The following is a 21,201-nucleotide window of genomic DNA, read 5'->3' as shown; positions in this document are numbered from 1 at the left end:
CACCCAGACGCCATTGCTGCGTCAAAGGGTGACCGAGTCCATTCTCATGTATCATGTCTGTCCCGTATGAGAATGGACTCCACTCTTCCTCCGAGTGGATCCATCCGTTTTCTCTCTCTTCCCTTCAATACTGCAAGTCGACCGGTCTGCCATCCCTGACCATGCAGGTCTGCATCCCCGCAGCCTGACCGGCCTGCACGCCGATCCCCGTATCCTCGAATACCAGACAGCCTGCCGGCTCGACCCCCAGCCGACGAGCGACCAGCAGAAACGTATCGGGATGGGGTTTGTGCAGCTCCACATCGTCGGCAGTCACCACCACGGGGAAGTAGCGATCCAGCCCGGTGTTGCGCAGCACGGCCTCGGCATTGATGCGGGGCGAACCGGTGCCGATCCCCATCGGGATGCGGCCATGGTAGCGCTCAACCAGTTCCAGCATGGCCGGGAAGACGGTCGCCTTGTGCAGGTTGGCCACGTAGTGTTCGGTCTTGCAGCGGGTCACGATAAGCGGATCCAGGGCGATCTGTTGCTGCTCGGCCACCAGCAGGGCGATTTTGCGGCTCGGCATGCCGCCCAGCTCATAGAACCAGTCGGCATCGAAGTGAAAGCCAAATTCGCGGGCCGTGTGCGCCCAAGCGGCGAGGTGCAGCGGCATGGAGTCCACCAGGGTGCCGTCGAGGTCAAATACCAGGCCTTGAAATCCGGATAGGGTCATGTGCGGAGTCTGTCTCTGAACAAAGGGCCCCCATTCTAGCCAGAGCCATCCCCGCTCGCCACGGCCTAGGTGGCGAGAAACGCTTGCCCCCACATTTGTGCCTGAAAATAGATGGGCGTCAGTCTGGCAGGCTCCAGCTGATAAGTGGGCGCCAGCTGGGCCAGCAAGGGCCAATCCCCCTGTTCATAGCTCTTCACCAGCTGGAACAGGTGAAAGAGCGGCCCCTCGCGAGACTCCAGCGCCCGCCTCACGTCCTTGGGCAGGTGGGCCTTGAGCTGCTCGGAGAGCAGCGAGCCATCCAGTACCAACCCCACCAGAAAGGCCCAGCTGGCAGCCGCCTTGCCGAGCGCATTCAGTGCTATCAGCTCGCAGAAGCGGCCGCGAGCGATGGCCATGCGGGTGCAGGCCTCCGGCATGTGCTGGCTGACCCTGGCCAGCCCGTAGATGAGCACAAACTTGCGGATCTCCTGCTCCCCCAGATAGGAAAGCGCCCGGGTGACCGAGACGATAGGGCTGGCGTGATCGAAACCGGGAGCGTTGACATAGCTCAGCAGCTGCCCCGGCAACCAGGCATCCTGCTCCAGCAGGGTAGCCACCCGGGCGAAGGAGAACTCCTCGCGGCAGATCAGCTGCAATATCTCCTGCACCAGCTTCATGTCTGGCTGGGCGGCGCGCTGGTTGACCAGCTCGGGGCGGGCGAGAAAACCGCCGGCGAAGAAGTCGACCCCCGCCTCCTTGAGCGGCAGGAAGTCTCCCCAGGTCTCGATGTCGAGCGCCATCCGCTTGTGCTCGGTCGGCTGGCGGATCCCCTCTTCGCCCATCCAGAACACCAGCAGCCGGGAGGCGTTGAACCAGCGCGGCTCGCGCTGGGCACCGTGCACCGCCAACCGGCGCCGGTAGTCGCGCCACTGCTCCAGCACGGGGAAGGAGGCGGGCAGCCGATCGGCGGAAGCCTCGACCAGCGGTATGGTGTCCTGATCAAACAGCAGGGGGCGCAGTTCATCGAGCTGCTCGTGGGTGAAGGGCAGCAGGTATTGCCGCCCCTGTGCCAGCAACCGGCACTGGGCCGCCAGCAGCGTCCATTCGGACGGGTCGGCAAGCTGGTAGTCGATGCCATAGGCGACGAGGGCGAGGCGGCGGTTGAAGATGGGATAGCGACGTAACAACATGGGCTCACCGATAGGCTAGCGTACACGCCCTCCCCTGCGATTTGGCATGATAGAGCGCCTGATCAGCCTGTTCGGTCAAGCTCTGCCATGTTCCATCCAGCGAGGGAACCAGATAGCTAAAGCCTATGCTAACCGTAATGAAATCAGCAACTCGGGAGGCCGGATGCGGGATCTTTAATTCGCTGAGCCCCTGGTGAATCTGCTCCGCCAATCGTTCCGCCTCGCCGGGTTGCGGACCGCACAACAGGATCACGAACTCCTCGCCGCCGTAACGGGCCACCAGGTTGGTGCGCCGCCGCTCCGCTTCCTGCAGCAGACCGGCCACCTGTTGCAGACATTGGTCTCCCTTGGCATGACCGAAGTGATCGTTGTAGGACTTGAACTCATCCACATCGATCATCAGCACCGCCAGCAGATTCTGATGGCGGCGCGCCCACTCCCACTCCCGCTGCATGGTGAGATCCCAGTGGCGGCGGTTGGCGATGCCGGTCAGCGGGTCCTCCAGCGACAGCAGCGACAGGCGCTTGTTGGCCTCCTCCAGCGCCCGGTTGGTCTCCGCCAGCTGCATGGTGCGCTCGCTGACCCGCTGCTCCAGTTCACGATTGAAACGCTCAAGCGCCTCCTGGGTACGCTGGCGGATCAGCAACTGGGAGAGCATGGCCGCATACTGCTTGAAGATCTCGCTCTGATAGGCCTTGAGCGGTCGGCGCCACAGCAGGTTGTCGGCCGCAATCCAGCCGATCGGGGTGGCGCCGTCCCACAACGACACCATGGCGTTCCAGCCGCGCCCCACCTCCTGCTTTTCGTAGTAGAGCGGCGCATCCTCCAGCACCAGCACATAATCCTTGCGGCGCAGCGCCTCCTGCACCGTGGGGTGATCGGGAATGGGGCTGATGAAGTGATGTTCGTCGATCAGCTCGCCCGCCTCGTTGGTACCCCAGGTGCCGTGCATGGTCTTGAACTCGGCGTCGACCAGGAAAATGGCGATGCGATCGAACTGAAGCTCCTGGCGGGCCAGCACCACGGCCTCGCGCAGCAGTTGATGCTCGCTGTCGCAGCGGGAGAGTTGAACCCCCACCTGATGCAGCGCCTGCAACATGCTGAGGAAGGAGCCTTGCAGCGCCTGGCTTCGGATGAGGTCGGCCTGGGTATGGCGTCGTTGATCCCGCTCCAGATCGATCTGGCTGGCGAGCAACCGGCTCTCCAGCTCGGCGGCAAGATAGTGCATCAGCAGCTGAATGCTCTGTTGCTGGCGACGGGAGAGGCGATCGAGGCGGCGGCGGGTCTCCAGATAGACCACCGCCTCCAGCCCCTTGTGGCGCTTGAGCGGGAAACAGGCGCGCAGGCGTGTCGTCTGTGGCTCAACCGTCTCCCAGATGTCGTGAGGGTGGGCTAGCTGCTCCACCACCAGCTGTCCCTTGTCGAGGGCATGTTCGATGAAAACGATTGGCAGCTGGAGCGTAGCAAGGGCGTCGGCAGTCAGGCAGACCAGCCCCTGTTCGAGCTGAAAGCTGTATAGCTGGGACTCGGGCGCCCGCAGCCACAAGTAGATCTGTTCGGCTTCGGTTTTTTCCCTGACTGCCGCCAGCGTCACTTCACAGAGATGTTCAAAACTGGTGAAGTGCTCTGGATCCCATTCCTGCATGCCTGCCATCCTTGGTTGTATCCAAGCGAGTATATCGGCAAACTTTGCACTTTAATTGACTAGCCAGTCAAAAGCGCGATCCAGAGCCCACTTTTTATAACAGATTCAATGCCTGCATCGCGTCACGAATGCGGGTGCGCGTCGCCTCGGACAGCGGCATCACCGGCAGGCGGCACTCCTCGCTGCAAAAGCCCAGCAGGGAGACCGCATACTTGGCGCCGGCGGGGCTCGGCTCGGCAAACATCGCCTGATGGAGCGGAATCAGCTTATCTTGCAGCTCACGCGCGGCTTGCCACTTGCCGGCCAGCGTGAGGTTCTGCACTTCGGCCACCAGCTTGGGCGCCACGTTGGCGGTCACCGAGATGCAGCCCTGACCGCCGCCAATGTTGTAGGCCACGGCGGTGGCATCTTCACCGGACAGCCAGGCAAACGGCTTCTTGATCAGCTGGCGTTCGGTCCAGGGGCGGGCCAGATCGCCGGTGGCGTCTTTCACCCCGGCAATGCGCGGCAGCTCGGCCAGTCGGGCCAGGGTGGCCGGCTGCACGTCGACAATGGCGCGCGGCGGGATATTGTAGACGATGATCGGCTTGCTGGTGGCGTCGTGCACCGCCTTGAAGTGGTGGTAGAGCCCCTCCTGATTGGGGCGGTTGTAGTAACCGGCCACGTGCAGGGTGGCATCGGCTCCCGCCTGCTCGGCATGACGGGTGTACTCGATCGCCTCGACCGGGTTGTTGGAGCCGGCCCCGGCGATCACCGGAATGCGCCCCGCCACCAGCTTGACCACCAGCTCCACCACCCGGCAGTGTTCGTCATGGGTCAGGGTCGGGCTCTCGCCCGTGGTGCCCACCGGCACTATGCCGTGGGTACCCTGCTCGATATGCCACTCCACCAGACGCGCCAGCGCCTCTTCATCCAGCTTGCCCTGTCGAAAGGGGGTGATCAGGGCGACGATTGAACCTTTGAACATGGAATTTCCTTCTCCGTTGACTCATGAATGTGGCAATAAAAAACCCCGGTACGATGTGCGCAACCGGGGTTTGAATCTGCTCAGGGATGAGAGGTTACGCGCGAACGTCGGCAGGCCCGAATGTCAGGCTTTTTTTATGCTTTCGTTTCAACCCGTTGAACCGCATTGCGTCATCTCTGCTCAAAAAATGGTGTCTGGGCATATTTCGGGAACACGGCATAAATGTCAAGGCGAAAGCGGCTATGTATAATGGCCGCCCAAAATTGCGTGGAGAGACCCGATGAGCAGCCCGATCAGTGCCGTCAGCCAGATGCTGGAACGAAACCAAGCCCTCTTTGTCGGCAAGCGGCTGCTGGTGTGCGGCGCGCTGGAGGATGACTATCCGCGCCAGCTGGCGACCCTGACCCACTCCCTCACCGTCTTTACCACGGATTACTGCTACTACCGCAGCCAGCAGGCCGCGCTGGGGGATACCATCCTATTCGACCATCAGCTCGGCGGCGCCCCCCGTTTCGATGCCCTGCTGCTGCTGATGCCCAAGGCCAAGGCCGAGGCCCAGTATCTGCTGGCCATGATGACCCCACTGCTGGAGGCCGGTGCCGAGCTGTTCCTCGCCGGTGAAAACCGCGGTGGCATCAATGGGGCCGACAAGCTGCTGGCCCCCTATGGCGACAAGCCAGTCAAACGCGACTCGGCCCGCCGCTGCTCGCTCTATCATGGCGAGCTGAGCAAACCGGTCGCCCCGTTCGAGCTGGATAGCTGGTTCGGCCGCTACCAGTGCCAGGTCGGCGAGACCGAACTGACCGTGCTGGCCCTGCCCGGCGTGTTCAGTGCATCCGAACTGGATCTGGGTAGCCAGATGCTGCTGGCCAGCCTGCCGGCCATGCAGGGATCGCTGCTCGATTTTGGTTGCGGCGCCGGGGTGATTGGCTCGGTACTGGCCAAGCGCAATCCCGAACTCAAGGTCACCATGGTGGATATCAACGCGCTGGCGCTGGAGTCCAGCCGCCGCACCCTGGCCATCAACGGCCTGCAAGGCGAGGTGCGGGCATCCGACGTCTATTCCGACATTCAGGGGAAATTTGACCGCATCGTCTCCAACCCGCCGTTCCACGCCGGTCTCAAGACCTTCTACGCGGCCACCGAGACCTTCCTGGCCAAGGCGCCGGATCATCTGCAGTCCCAGGGCTCGCTGACGATAGTTGCCAACGCCTTCCTACGATATCAGCCTATACTGGAGACGCACTTCAAACGGACTGAAGTGATCAGCAGCGATGCCAAATTCAAGGTCTATCTGAGCAAAGTGTAAATAAGTGTAACCAGTCACCGGAAACAGGTAGAGAGCCCCATACGGGATCTGATAAGGTAATTGTCACACCTCAAACCACCCCTTTAGGGGTGTTTTTTTGCATCAAGCTGAAAACCTTTTCATAGTATGAATTCAGGGAGAGAAATACGATGGCAGGCATACTCACCATGATCCTGGCCGGCGGCGAAGGTACTCGCCTCCAGCCACTCACCACCACCCGCAGCAAGCCCTCGGTTCCCTTCGGCGGCAGCTACCGACTGATCGACTTCGTCCTCAACAACTTCGTCAACGCCGACTTCCTGCGCATCTACGTATTGACCCAGTTCAAGTCCCAGTCCCTCTATTTGCATATGAAGAAGGGGTGGAACATCGTCGGCATCACGGATCGCTTCATCGACCCGATCCCGGCCCAGATGCGGATGGGCAAACGCTGGTATGACGGCACCGCCGACGCCATCTACCAGAACCTGCGCTTCATCGAGATCTCCGACCCCGAGCACGTCTGCATCTTCGGTTCCGACCACATCTACAAGATGGACGTGAGCCAGATGGTGACCTTCCACAAGCAGAAGGCCGCCGCCCTGACCGTCGCCGCCCTGCGCATGCCCATCGAGGAGGCGAGCGCCTTCGGGGTGATCGAGGTGGATCAGGAGGGCCGGATGATCGGCTTCGAAGAGAAGCCCAAGCGACCCAAGCACATCCCCGGCGATCCCACCCAGGCGCTGGTCTCCATGGGCAACTACATCTTCGAGACCGAGGCGCTCTATCGCGAACTCAAGCGCGATGCCGCCGAGGAGAACTCCAGTCACGATTTCGGCAAGGACATCATCCCCAGCCTGTTCCCGCGCGCCCCCGTCTATGTCTATGACTACAGCACCAACGTCATTCCGGGCGAGAAACCCAACGTCTACTGGCGCGATGTGGGGACGCTGGACTCCTACTGGCAGGCGCACATGGACCTGGTGGCCGACGATGCCCCCTTCTCTCTCTACAACCGCAAGTGGCCGCTGCATACCCACTATCCGCCGCTGCCGCCCGCCACCTTCGTCGACACTGACGACTGCAAGGTGAAGATCGCCAACTCGCTGATCTCCGGCGGCTGCTTCATTCAGGGCAGCCAGATCCAGCGATCCATCCTGGGTTTTCGCTGCAACGTGGGGCCTTGCAGCCACATCAGCGAGTCGGTCCTGCTCGGGGACGTGAAGATCGGCGAGGGCTGCTCCATTCGCCGCGCCATCATCGACAAGAACGTTGAAATTGCGCCCGGCACCGTGATCGGTGAAAATCTGGACCATGACAGAGAACGATTTACCGTGTCCGAAGGCGGTATCGTCGTGGTACCTAAGGGAGCAAGAGTTGGCTATTAACCCACTGAAAATCCTGTTCGTTGCCTCGGAAGTTGAGGGGCTTGTGAAGACCGGGGGTCTGGCTGACGTGGCCAGAGCCCTGCCGCTGTACCTGGCCCAGAAGGGGCATGATGTCAGGATCATGCTGCCCTTCTACAAGACGATAAAGCGACGGGATGAGGCCAAACAGCTGGTCTCGCGCTGGCTGCCAACCCACCCGGGCCTGCCGGATATCGGCTATCGCATCTATCAGATGGATCTGGAGGGAGTCTGCGTCTATCTGCTCGACTGCCCGCAGTACTTCGATCGCCCCCAGCTCTACGCCGAGAACAACCAGGCCTATCCGGACAACGGCGAGCGCTTCGCCTTTCTGGCCGCGGCTGCGCTGCACGCCAGCGAACAGCTCGCCTTTGCTCCCGACATAGTGCACTGCAACGACTGGCACACCGGCCTGCTGCCGCTGCTGCTGAAAACCCGTCACGCCCACAACCCCTTCTTCCAGCACACCCGCAGCGTGATCAGCATTCACAACGCGGCCTTTCAGGGGGTATTCGAGCGCCAGCAGTTCTGGGCCGTGCCCGAGATTGCCGACTACGAACAGCGCATCAGCTACGACTACGGCCACGTCAACCTGCTCAAGTGCGGCGTGCTCTATGCCGACAAGATCAACGCCGTCAGCCCCAACTATGCCAGCGAATTGCTGACCCACCTTGGCGCCCACGGCATGGCCAGCATCTTCCAGCAGCGGGCGGCGGATCTGCGCGGCATCCTCAACGGCTGTGACTATCAGGACTGGGATCCGGCGTTCGACGACTTCCTGCCGGCCACCTATGACGTCGACAACCTGGCCGGCAAGCGCATCTGCAAGCAGAGCCTGCAACAGGAGACCGGCCTGCCGGTGGCGGATCTGCCCATCTATGGCATGGTGTGCCGGCTGACCGAGCAGAAGGGAGTTCACCTGCTGCTGCCGGTGCTGGACAAGTTTCTGCATCACAAGGTGCAGGTGGTGATCGTCGGCTCGGGGGATCCCTCCCTCGCAGCCCAGCTGCAGACCCTGGCGCAACAATTCCCGGACCGGCTCGCCTTCATCAACACCTATGACGACCGGCTCGCTCATCTGGTGGAAGCGGGTGCCGACTTCTTCCTGATGCCCTCCCTGTTCGAACCGTGTGGACTCAACCAGATGTACAGCCTGGCCTATGGCACCCTGCCGCTGGTGCGGGCCGTCGGCGGCCTGAAAGATACTGTGGTGGACTGGGATTCCGACCCGGAGCACGCCACCGGCTTCTGCTTCAACGATCCGACCGCCAACATCTTGCTCGATGCCATGCGCCGCAGCCTGCTCTACTACCTGCAGGATCCCGAGCAGTTTGCCCGGGTACAGCGCAACGCCATGAACACCCGCTTCAACTGGCTGGATTCGGTCACTCAATATGAGCAGATGTATCAGGACGCACTGGCCCGCCACTGAGGCAGATTGCTGAAGTTTTGTCCCCTTGATGCTGCTTTGAACGTCAACAGCGAAAAAAGTCCCCTTTGGCTGTTGACGCTCCTTCAAAACTCTATAGAATCCCCCACCGCAGTGATGCGAAGGTGGCGGAATTGGTAGACGCGCTAGCTTCAGGTGTTAGTGTCCCACGGATGTGAGGGTTCGAGTCCCTCTCTTCGCACCATACTGCAACATGCTTTATCAGACAGCATGTCAATCCAGACTGATAACCCGAATGTGCGAAGGTGGCGGAATTGGTAGACGCGCTAGCTTCAGGTGTTAGTGCCCCCCGGGTGTGAGGGTTCGAGTCCCTCTCTTCGCACCATGCTTCTGGCATGTAAAACGCAGAAAATGCGCTCCAACCGCATTTAAAAACCAGCTGGAGAAAATCAGTGTGCGAAGGTGGCGGAATTGGTAGACGCGCTAGCTTCAGGTGTTAGTGTCCCACGGATGTGAGGGTTCGAGTCCCTCTCTTCGCACCATTCATTATGCAAAAGGCCCATCACGAAAGTGACGGGCCTTTTGTTTTTACCCCTTGTTATGACTATGCTTTTGACGACTCACCGCCCATCGTCATGCCAAGGAACGCATATGATACTGGATACCGACATTCACAACTTCTACGAGCATCTGGTGCTCAAGGAGATTGAGAGACAGGGGCTCAACCAGAAGCTGAGCGCCAACCAGATGGCCGATCTCTGCTGCCTGACCCTGAACCAGCTGCCCTCCCACTACATTCGTCACGACGTCGACATGATCTACTTCCTGACCGATGCCAAGCGTACCGAGATGGAGAAAAACGTCATCGAGTCGCTCAAGCTGGCGCAAGAGAAGGTGCAAAGCGCCCCGGCCACTTCGTCATAACCAGGGCTGTTGCCAGATCAGGGCCGCGACTCCCGTCATACCGGCCACCGGCAGCAGGATCAGCGCAGGCCTCAGCCTGGGTTCCAGCATGACCCAGGCGGCCAGCAAGAAGCCCAGACTCCACATACCGTACGCCTTGTCCTGACCCCAGATCAGGATCGCCAGCAGCCCGATCAGCAGCATGGCTCTCACTATCCATCTCATGACACATTCCCCCTCACCAACTGATAACAATTATCATTTGTATTTTAGGAGTATGCAATCGGACTTTTCTATCGGAGTCGAATGTCCCATCGGGGCAAACAGAGCACTCAAAAACGGGTTATGAGATCAACTAATTTGTAAGTTTTTCAATCAAAACTGCATTTTTGCTAAATCAGTTGGGATTTGCCCCCCCAGGTTTGTGGTAGATTGCGGCCTCTTTTTGGGTGGGCCCCTCGGGATACGTGTATCCACAGGACGAGAGGGACTGACCTTGGCGAGCAAGAGTTTAGGAAGTATCTATGCAAAACCAACAAAACCACATCCGATTGCCGGGCATGTCGCAGGTGTTTGCCTGCCTGGCTATTTTCCTGGCCCTGGCCTTCTCCTTCACCAGCGTGCTCGACCTGCCAATCCAGTTGGCACTGTTCATCGCCTGGTTCGTCATCATGGGGCTCGGCATCAAGCTCGGCCATGATTACAAATCCCTGGAGCAGGCGGCCGTCGACGGCGTCGCCAAGGGGATGGGGGCCATCCTGATCCTGGTCTCCGTCGGGGCGCTGGTGGGCACCTGGATTGCCGGCGGCATCGTCCCCAGCATCATCTACTTCGGCCTCAAGGTGATTCACCCGTCCATCTTCCTGCTGGCAACCCTGATCATCTGTTCGCTGACCTCGCTGGCCACCGGCACCTCCTGGGGCTCGGCTGCCACCGCCGGCATCGCCATGATGGGGATCGGCCACAGCCTCGGCGTGCCCGCGCCGCTGGTGGCGGGTGCCGTGCTCTCCGGCGTCTACTTCGGTGACAAGCTCTCCCCGCTCTCCGACTCCGTGGTGCTGGCCTCGACCATGTCCAACGTCGACGTGATGGAACACATCAAGGGGATGCTGCCCATTAGCCTGTTCTCCTATGTCATCACCGCCGCCCTGTTCACCGTGGTCGGCATGCAGTACTCCGGCAACGTCAGCCTGGAGCAGGTCAACCTGGTGATGGAAGCGCTCGACAAGCAGTTCAACATCACCCCGCTGGCCATAGTCCCGGTGGTGCTGGTGCTGGGCCTCTTGGCCAACCGCAAGCCCGCCTTCCCGGTGATCAGCTTCGGCGCCCTGCTGGGCCTTGTCTGGGCCATCCTGTTCCAGGACATGGATCCGGTCAAGGCGATGCACTCCGCCTACAGCCCGTTTGCCATCACCTCCGGCGTCGACTTCATCGACAACATCCTGGGCCGCGGTGGCATGGAGTCCATGCTGGGCTCGGTGGCCGTCATCATCTTCGGCTTGGGCTTCGGCGGCCTGCTGGAGAAGGTCGGCATCCTGGAAGTGATCGCCAGCGCCTTCGAGAAGCGCATCAAGGGTGCCGGCAGCCTGACTACCCACACCATAGGCACCGCCTTCCTGGCCAACGTGTTCGGCTCGGCCATGTATGTGTCGCTGATCCTGACCCCCAAGATCATGGCCAAGAACTACGACCGGCTGGGACTGGCACGCAAGAACCTCTCCCGCAACGCCGAGTTCGGCGGCACCCTCACCTGCGGCATGGTGCCCTGGAGCGACAACGGCATCTTCATGGCCGGGGTACTGGGGGTGGCTACCCTCGACTACCTGCCCTACATGTGGCTCAGCTTCACCTGCATCATTGTGACCATCACCCTCGCCTATCTCGGCAAGGCGGTGAACCGGATCCCGGTGATCGAGGCTGCCAGCTCCCGCTAACCACCGGAAAAACCATGATAAAAGGCGCCAGCACGGCGCCTTTTATCTGGCCGCGATTCGAGGTTAAGCTGGCAGTCACCTTGATCGCACGCGGCAGGACGCCCAGATGAACTTCACCTTTCGCCAGATCCGCTATTTCGTGGCGGTGGCCGACAGCTTCTCGGTGAGCCGCGCCGCCGCCGAGCTGCACATCTCCCAGTCGGCGGTCACCAGCGCCATCCGCGAGCTGGAGACCGAGCTCGGCGCCGCCCTGTTCGAGCGCAATCCGCGCGGCGTCAGCCTCACCACCCAGGGTCACCAGTTTCTGCTGCACGCCCGGCGCATCCTCGGCGCCATGACCGAAGCCGGCCAGTCCCTCAAGGCGGTGGCCCAGCAGGATCAGGGGCGGCTCACCATAGGCGTGACCACGCTGGTGGCAGGCTACTACCTGTCGGAGGCGCTCGGCCGCTTTCGCCGCGCCTTCCCGGCGGTGCAGATCGAGGTAAAGGAGGATGAGCAGCCCTACCTCGAGCACCAGATCGTCAATGGCGAGGTGGACGTGGGGATCCTGATGACCAACCGCACCATCCGTCAGGAGGCGTTCGATACCGAGCTGCTGACCCGCTCGCCGCTGCGGGTCTGGCTCGCCGCCAACCACCCGCTCTGCGCCGAGTCGACCCTCTCTCTCAAAGCGCTCGGCGAGGAGCCCATGATCTCGCTGACCGCCGACCAGCTGGATCAGATCATCGGCGGCGGCCTGCGCCGCTACGGCATAGCGCCGCGCATCGTGCTGCGTACCGCCTCGGTAGAAGCGGTGCGCAGCCTGGTGGCGAGCCAGCTCGGGCTCGCCCTGCTGCCGGACTTTGCCTACCGCCCCTGGTCGCTGGAGCAGGAACGGGTCGAGGCCCGCGCCATCAAGGAGCCCATCCCCGCCATCGACATCGGCCTGGTGTGGCGGCGCGGCTCGCGGCTGGAGTGGACCGCCCGCGAGTTCATCGACATAGTGCGGGATCAGAGCCGGCTGCGGGCCCGTCAGCAGGTTTCTCGCTAACCGTTTCCGGAGACCGTATTGCCATAGAAATTCAGATTCATCTGCACTCGATATCGATTTAGCAGATACCTCTGGCGTTAAAAATTGAAATTCTCATTGCTCACGGCTTCTCCTACGCTCATGACTGGTTAACAGGATGTTAATTGTCAGCGTGGCATCACAACCGTGCCCGCCCCAGCAAGGAGAGCAAGATGAAACTGACCCCCCTCACCCTGGCCCTGATCCCCGCCCTGCTGGCAGGCCAGACTCAGGCTGCCCCCACCACCCTCGGCAAGGGTGAAGGCCAGCTCAACATCGTGGCCTGGGCCGGCTACGTGGAGCGCGGCGAGACCGACAAGAACTACGACTGGGTCACCGGTTTCGAGCAAGAGACCGGCTGCAAGGTCAACGTCAAGACGGCCGCCACCTCGGACGAGATGGTGGCGCTGATGAACGAGGGAGGCTTCGATCTGGTGACCGCCTCCGGCGACGCCAGCCTGCGCCTCATCGCCGGTGGCAAGGTGCAGGCACTCAACCTGGCGCTCATCCCGAGCTACGGCAAGATAGACCCCCGCCTGCAGAGTGCCCCCTGGCACACGGTGGACGGCAAGCACTACGGCGTGCCCTACCAGTGGGGCGGCAACATCTTGATGTACAACACCAAGGTGTTCCCCAAGGCGCCTGACTCCTGGAGCGTGGTGTTCGAGGAGCAGACCCTGCCGGACGGCAAGTCCAACAAGGGACGGGTGCAGGCGTTCGACGGCCCCATCCACATCGCCGATGCCGCCCTCTATCTGATGAGCCACCAGCCGGCGCTCGGCATCAAGGATCCTTACGAGCTGAACGAGGATCAGTACAAGGCCGCCCTCGACCTCTTGCGCCAGCAGCGTCAGCTGGTGGGACGCTACTGGCACGACGCCTTCGTCCAGATCGACGACTTCAAAAACGAGGGGGTGGTCGCCTCCGGCTCCTGGCCGTTCCAGGCCAACACCCTGATCGCCGACAAGCAGCCCATCGCCACGACGGTGCCCAAGGAGGGCGTCACCGGTTGGGCCGACACCAGCATGGTGCACAGCGAGGCGAAGAACCTCACCTGTGCCTATAAGTGGCTGGAGCACTCCCTCAACAACAAGCTGCAGGGGGATCTCGCCTCCTGGTTCGGCTCCGTCCCCGTAGTGCCAGCCGCCTGCGAGGGCAATGCCCTGCTCGGGAAAGAGGGGTGCAAAACCAACGGCATCGACAACTTCGATCGGGTGCGCTTCTGGCGTACCCCCGTCACCCAGTGCAAGAGCCAGGGGACCTGCGTTCCTTACTACCGCTGGGTCTCAGACTATATCGCCATCCTGGGTGGTCGCTGAGGTACCTCAGTAAATGCCGATATGGGGCCGGACAGGAGTCCGGCCCGCTTCCCACACAGACAAGGACGTCCCATGAATGCCGTACAATTTGACCGGGTCAGCCGCCACTATGGCGAGGTGAAGGCGGTCGACGACATCTCCTTCCAGATCCCGGCCGGCGAGTTTTTCACCCTGCTGGGGCCGAGCGGTTCCGGCAAGACCACCTGCCTGCGGATGATTGCGGGTTTCGAATACCCGAGCGAGGGGGAGATCCGGCTGTTCGGCGAGCCTTGCTCCACCGTGCCCCCCTACGATCGTAACCTCAATACCGTGTTTCAGGACTACGCCCTGTTTCCCAACATGGATGTGCGCGACAACATCGGCTACGGCCTGATGCTCAAGGGCGTCGCCAAGGCGGAGCGTTACCGCAAGGTGGACGAGATGCTGGAGCTGGTGCGCCTGCCCGGCGTCGGCAACCGCAAGCCGGGCCAGCTCTCCGGCGGCCAGCGCCAGCGCATCGCCATCGCCCGGGCACTGATCAACCAGCCGCGCATCCTGCTGCTGGACGAACCGCTCGGGGCACTCGACCTCAAGCTGCGCGAGCAGATGCAGCTCGAACTGAAAGCCTTGCAGCGCCAGCTCGGCATCACCTTCATCTTCGTCACCCACGATCAGCAGGAGGCGCTCTCCATGAGCGACCGCATCTGCATCTTCAATCAGGGCAAGATCGAGCAGATTGCCGCGCCGGATACTATCTACGACGCCCCCGCCACCCCCTTCGTCGCCCGCTTCGTCGGCACCGTCAACCTGTTCGAGGGGGAGCAGGCCCGCCGTCTGTGCGGCGATGCTAGCCAGATGATGGTACGCCCGGAGCGGATCCGGCTCGCCAAGGCCGGCACACCAGGCTGGTCCGGGGAGGTGCGCGAAGTGGAGTACCTCGGCCCCTTCGTGCGCTACCGGGTCGATCTCGGCGAGCAGCTCGAGCTCATCGTCAACCACCCCAACGAAGGCCAGGCCCGCCTGCCCCGTGGCGCCCGGGTCAGCCTCAGCTGGCCGGAGCAGGCGATCCATCGCCTGCACACCGCCCCTCTGGGAGCTCAACCATGAGCGCCCCCCACAGTGCGAGCCTTGCCATGAGCCAACCCACTGCCCCCCTCTCCTATCGGCCGCTGCGGCGCCTTTCCACCCTGCTCTACGGGCGGCCGGGTCTGTTGCTGGCCATCCTGCTCGGGCCGCCGTTGCTGTGGCTCGGCATCATCTATGTCGGCTCCCTGCTGATGCTGCTCTCCAACGCCTTCTTCGGGCTGGACGAGTTCAGCGGCCAGATCCGCCACGAGCTGGGGCTGCAGAACTTCGTCGCCCTGCTGCGGGCGGAGAACCTGGACGTGATCCTGCGCACCGTCGGCATGTCGCTGCTGGTGACCTTGGCCTGCGCCCTGCTCGGCTTTCCGGTGGCCTACTACATGGCGCGCTACACCAGCGGCAAGACCCGGGCCCTGTTCTACGTCGGCATCATGCTGCCGCTCTGGTCCAGCTATCTGGTGCGGGTCTACGCCTGGAAGCTGATCCTGGCCAAGGAGGGGGTCATCAGCTGGCTGGCAGATACTCTGGGACTGGACTGGCTGCTGGACGCCATCCTCTCGTTGCCGGTGATCGGCGGGCCGTCGCTGTCGTTCTCCCGCATTGGCACCTTCATCGTGTTCGTCTACGTCTGGCTGCCCTTCATGATCCTGCCTATCCAGGCGGCGGTGGAGCGGATCCCGCGATCCTTGCTGGAAGCGAGCGGCGATCTCGGCGCCACCCCGGCCCAGACCTTTCGCACCCTGATCCTGCCGCTCGCCCTGCCCGGCGTGGTGGCGGGCTCCATCTTCACCTTCTCTCTGACGCTGGGGGACTACATCATCCCCGGCATCATAGGCAACTCCACCATGTACATAGGCCAGGTGGTCTACATGCAGCAGGGTACGGCGGGCAACCTGCCCTTCGCCGCCGCCTTCTCGCTGGTGCCGATCCTCATCATCGCCATCTACCTCACCATCGCGAAACGCTTGGGGGCTTTCGATGCGCTTTGATACCCATGTGTCACTCATCCACACAAGTTCGCGGGTGCCCATCCTGATCATGGCTATTCACCTGACGACAGCGAAACGCTTGGGGGCTTTCGATGCGCTCTAATACCTCCATGAAACGGGACCATGGCAACCAGCCTTCCGGCCTGCTCAAGTACGCTGCCATCGGCGGCCTCTTGTTCCTGCACTTTCCGATCCTGTTCATCTTCCTCTACGCCTTCACCAGCGAGAGCAAGAGCTATCAGTTCCCGCCCCCCGGCCTGACCCTCAAGTGGTTCGAGGTGACCCTCAACCGCCCCGACGTGTGGCGCGCCATCCAGCTGTCGCTGGAGGTAGCGGGGCTGGCGACGCTGGCCGCCATGGTACTCGGCACTCTGGCGGCGGGGGCCATCGCCCGCAGCCGCTTCTTCGGCCAGGAGGTGGTGTCGCTGTTGCTGGTGCTGCCCATCGCCCTGCCCGGCATCGTCACCGGCATCGCGCTGCGCTCCGCTTACGGGGTGATGGAGATCCCCTTCAGCTTCTGGACCATCGTCATCGGTCACGCCACCTTCTGCGTGGTGGTGGTCTACAACAATGCCCTGGCGCGCTTTCGCCGCACCAACCAGAGCCTCATAGAGGCGTCGATGGATCTCGGGGCCGACGGCTTCCAGACCCTGCGCTACGTGATCCTGCCCAACCTCGCCACCGCCCTGCTGGCGGGGGGCATGCTGGCGTTCGCCCTCAGCTTTGACGAGGTGATCGTCACCACCTTCACCGCCGGCCAGCAGACCACGCTGCCGATCTGGATGTATCAGGAGCTGATCCGGCCACGGGACAGGCCGGTCACCAACGTGGTGGCGCTCATCATAGTGGCCTTCACCACCATTCCCATTCTGCTTGCCTACTACCTCACCCGCGACGGCCAGGACGTCGCTGGCAGTGGCAAATAACGACTCAACGCGTGCGCAAGGATGCAACCATGAAACTCTCTACCCAACTCTTGATCGACGGTCAGTTCGTCACCGGTGACGGCCAGGCCGAGCCCATCCTCAACCCGGCCACCGGGGAACTTCTTGCCTCGGTGCCCGAAGCCTCGTTCGAGCAGGTGAACCGGGCGGTGAACGGTGCCCAGCGCGCCTTCGCCCAGTGGAGCCGCACCACCCCGGCGAGCCGCAGTACCCTGCTGCTGCGCCTGGCCGACGCCATCGAGCGCCACGCCGAGGAGTTTGCGGCGCTCGAATCCCTCAACTGCGGCAAACCCTATCTGGCGGTGCTCAATGACGAGCTGCCGGCGGTGGTGGACTGCTTCCGCTTCTTCGCCGGCGCGGCTCGCTGCCTGCAGGGGCCGCTGGCGGGGGAGTACATCGAGGGGCACACCAGCATGATCCGCCGCGACCCCATCGGGGTGGTGGGCAGTATCGCCCCCTGGAACTATCCGCTGATGATGGCGGCCTGGAAGATGGCCCCCGTGCTCGCCGCCGGCAATACGGTGGTGCTCAAGCCCTCCGAGCAGACCCCGCTCACCGCCCTGCGCCTGGCGGAGCTCGCCAGCGAGCTCTTCCCGCGCGGCGTCATCAATATCGTCTGCGGCCGGGGCGAGAGCGTGGGGGCGCCGCTGGTGGAGCACCCGCTGGTGCGCATGGTGTCGCTCACCGGTGACATCGCCACCGGCCAGAAGATCCTGCAGAGTGCCGCCCGCACCATGAAGCGCACCCACCTGGAGCTGGGGGGCAAGGCACCGGTCATCATCTTCGACGATGCGGATCTGGAGGCCGTGGTGGCCGGCATTCGCACCTTCGGCTTCTACAACGCCGGCCAGGATTGCACCGCCGCCTGCCGCATCTATGCCCAAGGCAAAATCTACGACAAGTTCGTCGCCGCCATGACCGAAGCGGTCGCCTCCATCAAGGTGGGAGGTCCGCGCGAGGAGGGGGTGGAGATGGGGCCGCTCATTTCGGACCGGCAGCGCAACCGGGTGGCCAGCTTCGTGGAGCGGGCCCAGAGCAGCGGTCACGTGGAGGTGACGGCGGGGGGCAAGATCCGCCCGGGCAACGGCTTCTTCTTCGAGCCGACCCTGATCGCCCATGCCCGCCAGGAGGATGAAATAGTGCGGCGCGAAGTGTTCGGCCCAGTGGTGTCGGTAACTCGCTTCAACGACGCCGAGCAGGTGGTGCAGTGGGCCAACGACTCGGACTACGGCCTCGCCTCCTCGGTCTGGACCCGGGATCTCGGCCTTGCCAGCAAGGTAGCCAGCCACCTGCAGTACGGCTGCACCTGGATCAACACCCACTTCATGCTCACCTCCGAGATGCCCCACGGCGGCATGAAGATGTCCGGCTACGGCAAGGATCTCTCCCTCTACGCGCTGGAGGATTACACGGTGCCGCGCCACATCATGCTCAAGCTGTGAAACCCGGACAGCCGAAGACGAAAAGCAGAAGGTCCCGCATGGCGGGGCCTTCTCTCTGAGCACTCTGCATCTTTACGTCACTGTGGCGATCATGGCCGGGGACGGTACCGGTCGTACCGGTGCAGTCTGCGGCCATCGCGCCAGGGCGTCGTCAGCTTAGCGCTGCTTGCCGCTGCCGATACCGAACGGAATGCGGTAGTCACTGCTCTGATCACCCAGGCTCACGGTCAGGTTGCCCTGGGTGCGGCTCGGGATCTGCACTTGCTGGGTGCCCATCAGGTTGGCATGGACGGAGGCAACCACATCACCAGACTCGTCACGCACTTCCAGCATGGGGTTGGCCTTGCCTTCGACGGCGGCGGTCGCGTGCCAGTTCACAAACAGCACGCCCGGGGCGGCGTTGAAGTCAGCCGGAACGGAAGCCTGGGCGAGACCTGCGGTCATCAGGCCTGCAACGGCCAGCATCTTGATTACGTTTTTCATGTTCATTAACTCTCTTGGTTTTTATGTCATTGCCTGGGCCGACGGGCCCGAATCAATGCATCCTTGCAAGAGGTTATTCAAATAGTGTGTTGTTCTTTCACCGACATCCGGCACCCTGTTTGAGAGTGCCACAGCCTTGAACGACCAGTTATTTGGCCGCTTGGCGTTCCTGCCTAAGCGTTGAGTGAATATTAAACATCCAGGCCCGCCATTGTTAGCGAGATAAACTGGCCTAGATGTTCAAAAAATCTGAAGTGGCTGTACATCCCGGGTTCAGCGAACGGCAGACCCCCACCGGCGAGGTCATGCGCATAATCCGGCTGTCGTACGGGCCCGGCAGATCACGCCGGCTCGGTGCGCCGGCGCCCGCCTTGCCAGGTGGTGCCCATCGAGGCGACGATGATCGCCGCGATCCCCAGCCACTGGGCCGGGGGCAACTGTTCCCCCAGCAACAGCAACCCCATCAGGGCCCCCATGGCGGGTTCACCGCTGGTCAGAATGCCGTAGCTCTTGAGCGGCAGCCGGCGCAGGGCAAACATCTCGAGGGAGTAAGGGATCGCGCTGGAGAGCAGCCCTACCCCCACGATGGTCAGCACCACGGGCAGGGTGAAGGTCGCCTCGCTCGCACCACCGAGGCCGAAGGGCAGCACCAGCAAAGCCCCCACCCACATGCCCAGCGCCGGCGCCTGCGCCCCCAGCAGGGCACCGGCCCGCTTGCCGGTCAGCATGTAGAGCCCCCAGAACACCCCGGCGCCGAGCGCCAACGCCGCCCCCAGCGGATCGAGGGTCTGTTCGGCCGTCCGCAGCGGCAGCAACAACAGCAGGCCGACGATGGCCAGCGCCAGCCAGAGGAAGTCTGCCCGATGGCGCGAGCCGAGCAGCGCCACCGTCAAGGGGCCAATGAACTCGATGGCCAACGCCACGCCGAGGGGGATCCGCTCGATCGCCAGATAGAAGAGCAGGTTCATTGCTCCCAGCGACAGCCCATAGGGGATGGCCCCCAGCAGAGTGCGTCGATCGAAGGGCATTCGCCAGATGCGAAACACCAGCGAGAGGAGCAGGGCGGCGCATCCCAGTCGGAACAAGGTGGTACCGGCAGCCCCGATCAGGGGAAACAGGGACTTGGCCAGCGAGGCGCCGAGGGTAATCGACAGCATGGCGAGGATGACCGCCAGCAGGGAGGAGAAAGCAGTGGTGTTCGGCGGCATCTTGTTCAAACCTGAGCAGACAATGAGAAGTAAAATATATCTGGCGACGGCCGTAATTTCGGTCTAAAACTGGCCCTATTCGATAATTTTTATCTCTATCCCCATGACCGACAAATTCGATCTGCTCATCCTCGCCGAACTGCAGCAGGATGCCCGCCTGCCGATCCCCGAGCTCGCCCACCGGGTCGGCCTCTCGGCGCCGGCCTGTTACCGCCGCGTGCGGGCGCTGCGGGAGGCGGAACTCATCGAACGGGAGGTGGCGCTGGTGGCACCGGCCACCATGGGCTGGCCCATCACCATGCTGGTGCTCGTGACGCTGGAGCGGGATCACGGCCGCATCGTCGATGAGATGATCGCCAGCCTGCAAGGGGAACCGGAGGTCATGGACCTCTGGTACGTCACGGGGGAGCAGGACTTCGTGCTGCAGGTCGCCGCACGGGACATGCAGAGCTACGACCTGTTTACCCGGCGGGTGCTGCATGCCAGGGAGCAGGTGCGCAGCTTCAAGACCCTGGTGGTCATGAAGCAGCACAAACGCTGCGGAGCCTTGCTGCCTGCCTGAGGTGAGAACGCACTGCCCGGTCGAGCCGGTACGCCCCTGGGAAGAAATCAGATGAAGGATGGCGCCTTTGAGCGCGGTGCCAGATATCAACCGGGGCGGGATTGCCCGCCCCGGCTGGGTCAGACCGCTGCCAGCTCCTCCGCCGTCATCGGCCGCAACACCTTGCAGGGGTTGCCGGCCGCCACCACACCTGCCGGCACATCCTTGGTCACCACCGAGCCCGCGCCGATGACGCTGTTGTCCCCTATGGTGACGCCGGGGCAGATGACTGCGCTGCCGCCAATCCAGACGTTGTGGCCGATGCGCACCGGCTTGCCGAACTCCACCCCCTTGATGCGCGGCGCCACCGCCACCGGATGAGCGGCGGTGTAGATCTGCACTCCGGGCGCCAGCAGCACGTTGTCGCCGATGTGCACCTCGCACACGTCGAGGATGGTGCAGCCCACATTGGCGTAGAAGTTCTCCCCCACGAAGATGTTGGCACCATAGTCGCAAAAGAACGGCGGGTTGATGGCGCACGCTTGGCCACGGCCGCCCAGCAGTTCATGGAGCAGGGCATCCCGCACCGGTTTCTCCTGCCAGCTGGTGTTGAAGGTGTGATAGAGCTTGCGGCAGCGCTCGCGCGCCGCTTTCAGCTCAGGGTCGCCCGCATCATAAGGCGCCCCCGCCACCATCTTCTGCCACTCGGCGCCGCGCACTACCGCCTTCGTCATCACCTCGCTCATCG

Annotated in this window: 20 protein-coding genes and 3 tRNA genes; 15 read left to right on the top strand and 8 right to left on the bottom strand. The window is 62.6% G+C overall.

The genetic code is table 11. The annotated features are described in order from the left end of the window. Nucleotides 1-124: 124 nt before the first annotated feature. From ACPW75_RS23740 to dapA, 4 genes are all read right to left on the bottom strand, one after another. Nucleotides 125-715, bottom strand: a complete 591-nt coding sequence (locus ACPW75_RS23740; protein WP_016352117.1) for an HAD family hydrolase — start codon at nucleotides 713-715, stop codon at nucleotides 125-127. Nucleotides 716-780: 65 nt separating this feature from the next. Further along, on the bottom strand, nucleotides 781-1,884 hold the full coding sequence (locus tag ACPW75_RS23735; RefSeq protein WP_011707509.1) for an EAL and HDOD domain-containing protein: 1,104 nt from the start codon (nucleotides 1,882-1,884) through the stop codon (nucleotides 781-783). Nucleotides 1,885-1,888: 4 nt separating this feature from the next. After that, the gene (locus ACPW75_RS23730; RefSeq protein ID WP_043160301.1) at nucleotides 1,889-3,529 is read right to left on the bottom strand and encodes a GGDEF domain-containing protein; all 1,641 of its coding nucleotides are present in this window, start codon (nucleotides 3,527-3,529) and stop codon (nucleotides 1,889-1,891) included. A gap of 94 nt (nucleotides 3,530-3,623) precedes the next feature. After that, a complete protein-coding gene (gene dapA, locus ACPW75_RS23725; RefSeq protein WP_043127035.1) occupies nucleotides 3,624-4,496 on the bottom strand; it encodes a 4-hydroxy-tetrahydrodipicolinate synthase in 873 nt (290 codons plus the stop codon). A gap of 280 nt (nucleotides 4,497-4,776) precedes the next feature. Between dapA and rsmC the strand changes: the two genes are divergently transcribed. The 7 genes from rsmC (at nucleotide 4,777) to ACPW75_RS23690 (ending at nucleotide 9,504) form a co-directional block, all read left to right on the top strand. Next, the gene (gene rsmC, locus ACPW75_RS23720; protein ID WP_077095205.1) at nucleotides 4,777-5,805 is read left to right on the top strand and encodes a 16S rRNA (guanine(1207)-N(2))-methyltransferase RsmC; all 1,029 of its coding nucleotides are present in this window, start codon (nucleotides 4,777-4,779) and stop codon (nucleotides 5,803-5,805) included. A 149-nt stretch (nucleotides 5,806-5,954) separates the two neighbouring features. Continuing rightward, nucleotides 5,955-7,172: a glucose-1-phosphate adenylyltransferase gene (glgC, locus tag ACPW75_RS23715; RefSeq protein WP_011707513.1), complete on the top strand. Its 1,218-nt coding sequence runs from the start codon at nucleotides 5,955-5,957 to the stop codon at nucleotides 7,170-7,172. Next, the gene (glgA, locus tag ACPW75_RS23710) at nucleotides 7,162-8,622 is read left to right on the top strand and encodes a glycogen synthase GlgA (RefSeq protein ID WP_077095206.1); all 1,461 of its coding nucleotides are present in this window, start codon (nucleotides 7,162-7,164) and stop codon (nucleotides 8,620-8,622) included. Before glgC ends, glgA begins: the two co-directional genes overlap by 11 nt. A 116-nt stretch (nucleotides 8,623-8,738) precedes the next feature. Then, nucleotides 8,739-8,824: transfer RNA gene (locus ACPW75_RS23705), tRNA-Leu, on the top strand. A gap of 55 nt (nucleotides 8,825-8,879) precedes the next feature. Continuing rightward, nucleotides 8,880-8,965: transfer RNA gene (locus ACPW75_RS23700), tRNA-Leu, on the top strand. 71 nt (nucleotides 8,966-9,036) lie between these two features. Beyond that, a tRNA-Leu gene (locus tag ACPW75_RS23695) sits at nucleotides 9,037-9,122 on the top strand. Nucleotides 9,123-9,231: 109 nt separating this feature from the next. Beyond that, complete coding sequence (locus ACPW75_RS23690) at nucleotides 9,232-9,504, top strand: late competence development ComFB family protein (protein ID WP_016352123.1); 273 nt, start codon at nucleotides 9,232-9,234, stop codon at nucleotides 9,502-9,504. Here the strand turns inward: ACPW75_RS23690 and ACPW75_RS23685 are convergent. Further along, nucleotides 9,499-9,708: a hypothetical protein gene (locus tag ACPW75_RS23685; RefSeq protein ID WP_011707516.1), complete on the bottom strand. Its 210-nt coding sequence runs from the start codon at nucleotides 9,706-9,708 to the stop codon at nucleotides 9,499-9,501. The genes ACPW75_RS23690 and ACPW75_RS23685 overlap by 6 nt on opposite strands. Before the next feature lie 299 nt (nucleotides 9,709-10,007). Here ACPW75_RS23685 and nhaC point away from each other — a divergent pair, with 299 nt between their 5' ends. The 7 genes from nhaC (at nucleotide 10,008) to ACPW75_RS23650 (ending at nucleotide 18,221) form a co-directional block, all read left to right on the top strand. Further along, the gene (gene nhaC / locus ACPW75_RS23680) at nucleotides 10,008-11,417 is read left to right on the top strand and encodes a Na+/H+ antiporter NhaC (RefSeq protein ID WP_017409482.1); all 1,410 of its coding nucleotides are present in this window, start codon (nucleotides 10,008-10,010) and stop codon (nucleotides 11,415-11,417) included. Between the two features lie 106 nt (nucleotides 11,418-11,523). Next, nucleotides 11,524-12,447 (top strand): LysR family transcriptional regulator, encoded by a 924-nt coding sequence (locus ACPW75_RS23675; RefSeq protein ID WP_043164498.1) that lies wholly within the window; start codon nucleotides 11,524-11,526, stop codon nucleotides 12,445-12,447. Between the two features lie 191 nt (nucleotides 12,448-12,638). Beyond that, nucleotides 12,639-13,784, top strand: a complete 1,146-nt coding sequence (locus ACPW75_RS23670) for an ABC transporter substrate-binding protein (RefSeq protein ID WP_077095207.1) — start codon at nucleotides 12,639-12,641, stop codon at nucleotides 13,782-13,784. Between the two features lie 72 nt (nucleotides 13,785-13,856). Beyond that, entirely contained in the window at nucleotides 13,857-14,870 is a 1,014-nt protein-coding gene (locus ACPW75_RS23665) for an ABC transporter ATP-binding protein (protein ID WP_077095208.1), read from the top strand. Then, entirely contained in the window at nucleotides 14,867-15,835 is a 969-nt protein-coding gene (locus tag ACPW75_RS23660) for an ABC transporter permease (protein WP_024944801.1), read from the top strand. The genes ACPW75_RS23665 and ACPW75_RS23660 overlap by 4 nt, the downstream gene beginning before the upstream one ends. A 110-nt stretch (nucleotides 15,836-15,945) precedes the next feature. Next, complete coding sequence (locus ACPW75_RS23655; protein ID WP_011707522.1) at nucleotides 15,946-16,761, top strand: ABC transporter permease; 816 nt, start codon at nucleotides 15,946-15,948, stop codon at nucleotides 16,759-16,761. Nucleotides 16,762-16,790: 29 nt separating this feature from the next. Then, the gene (locus tag ACPW75_RS23650) at nucleotides 16,791-18,221 is read left to right on the top strand and encodes a gamma-aminobutyraldehyde dehydrogenase (protein ID WP_077095210.1); all 1,431 of its coding nucleotides are present in this window, start codon (nucleotides 16,791-16,793) and stop codon (nucleotides 18,219-18,221) included. A 156-nt stretch (nucleotides 18,222-18,377) separates the two neighbouring features. On the opposite strand, the gene ACPW75_RS23645 is transcribed toward ACPW75_RS23650, so the two are convergent. Beyond that, entirely contained in the window at nucleotides 18,378-18,710 is a 333-nt protein-coding gene (locus tag ACPW75_RS23645) for a hypothetical protein (RefSeq protein ID WP_077095211.1), read from the bottom strand. 335 nt (nucleotides 18,711-19,045) lie between these two features. After that, complete coding sequence (locus ACPW75_RS23640; RefSeq protein WP_179101293.1) at nucleotides 19,046-19,912, bottom strand: EamA family transporter; 867 nt, start codon at nucleotides 19,910-19,912, stop codon at nucleotides 19,046-19,048. 103 nt (nucleotides 19,913-20,015) lie between these two features. Here ACPW75_RS23640 and ACPW75_RS23635 point away from each other — a divergent pair, with 103 nt between their 5' ends. Then, the gene (locus ACPW75_RS23635; RefSeq protein WP_016352133.1) at nucleotides 20,016-20,474 is read left to right on the top strand and encodes an Lrp/AsnC family transcriptional regulator; all 459 of its coding nucleotides are present in this window, start codon (nucleotides 20,016-20,018) and stop codon (nucleotides 20,472-20,474) included. A 119-nt stretch (nucleotides 20,475-20,593) separates the two neighbouring features. Here ACPW75_RS23635 and ACPW75_RS23630 read toward each other — a convergent pair whose 3' ends face one another. Then, on the bottom strand, nucleotides 20,594-21,199 hold the full coding sequence (locus ACPW75_RS23630; RefSeq protein WP_077095213.1) for a sugar O-acetyltransferase: 606 nt from the start codon (nucleotides 21,197-21,199) through the stop codon (nucleotides 20,594-20,596). Between the last annotated feature and the right edge of the window lie 2 nt (nucleotides 21,200-21,201).

Source organism: Aeromonas sp. FL131 (assembly GCF_049860615.1).
GTDB classification, from domain to species: Bacteria; Pseudomonadota; Gammaproteobacteria; order Enterobacterales; family Aeromonadaceae; genus Aeromonas; species Aeromonas hydrophila.
The sequence above is the reverse complement of the archived record's forward strand: the minus strand, read 5'-3'. Positions and strand labels throughout refer to the sequence as shown.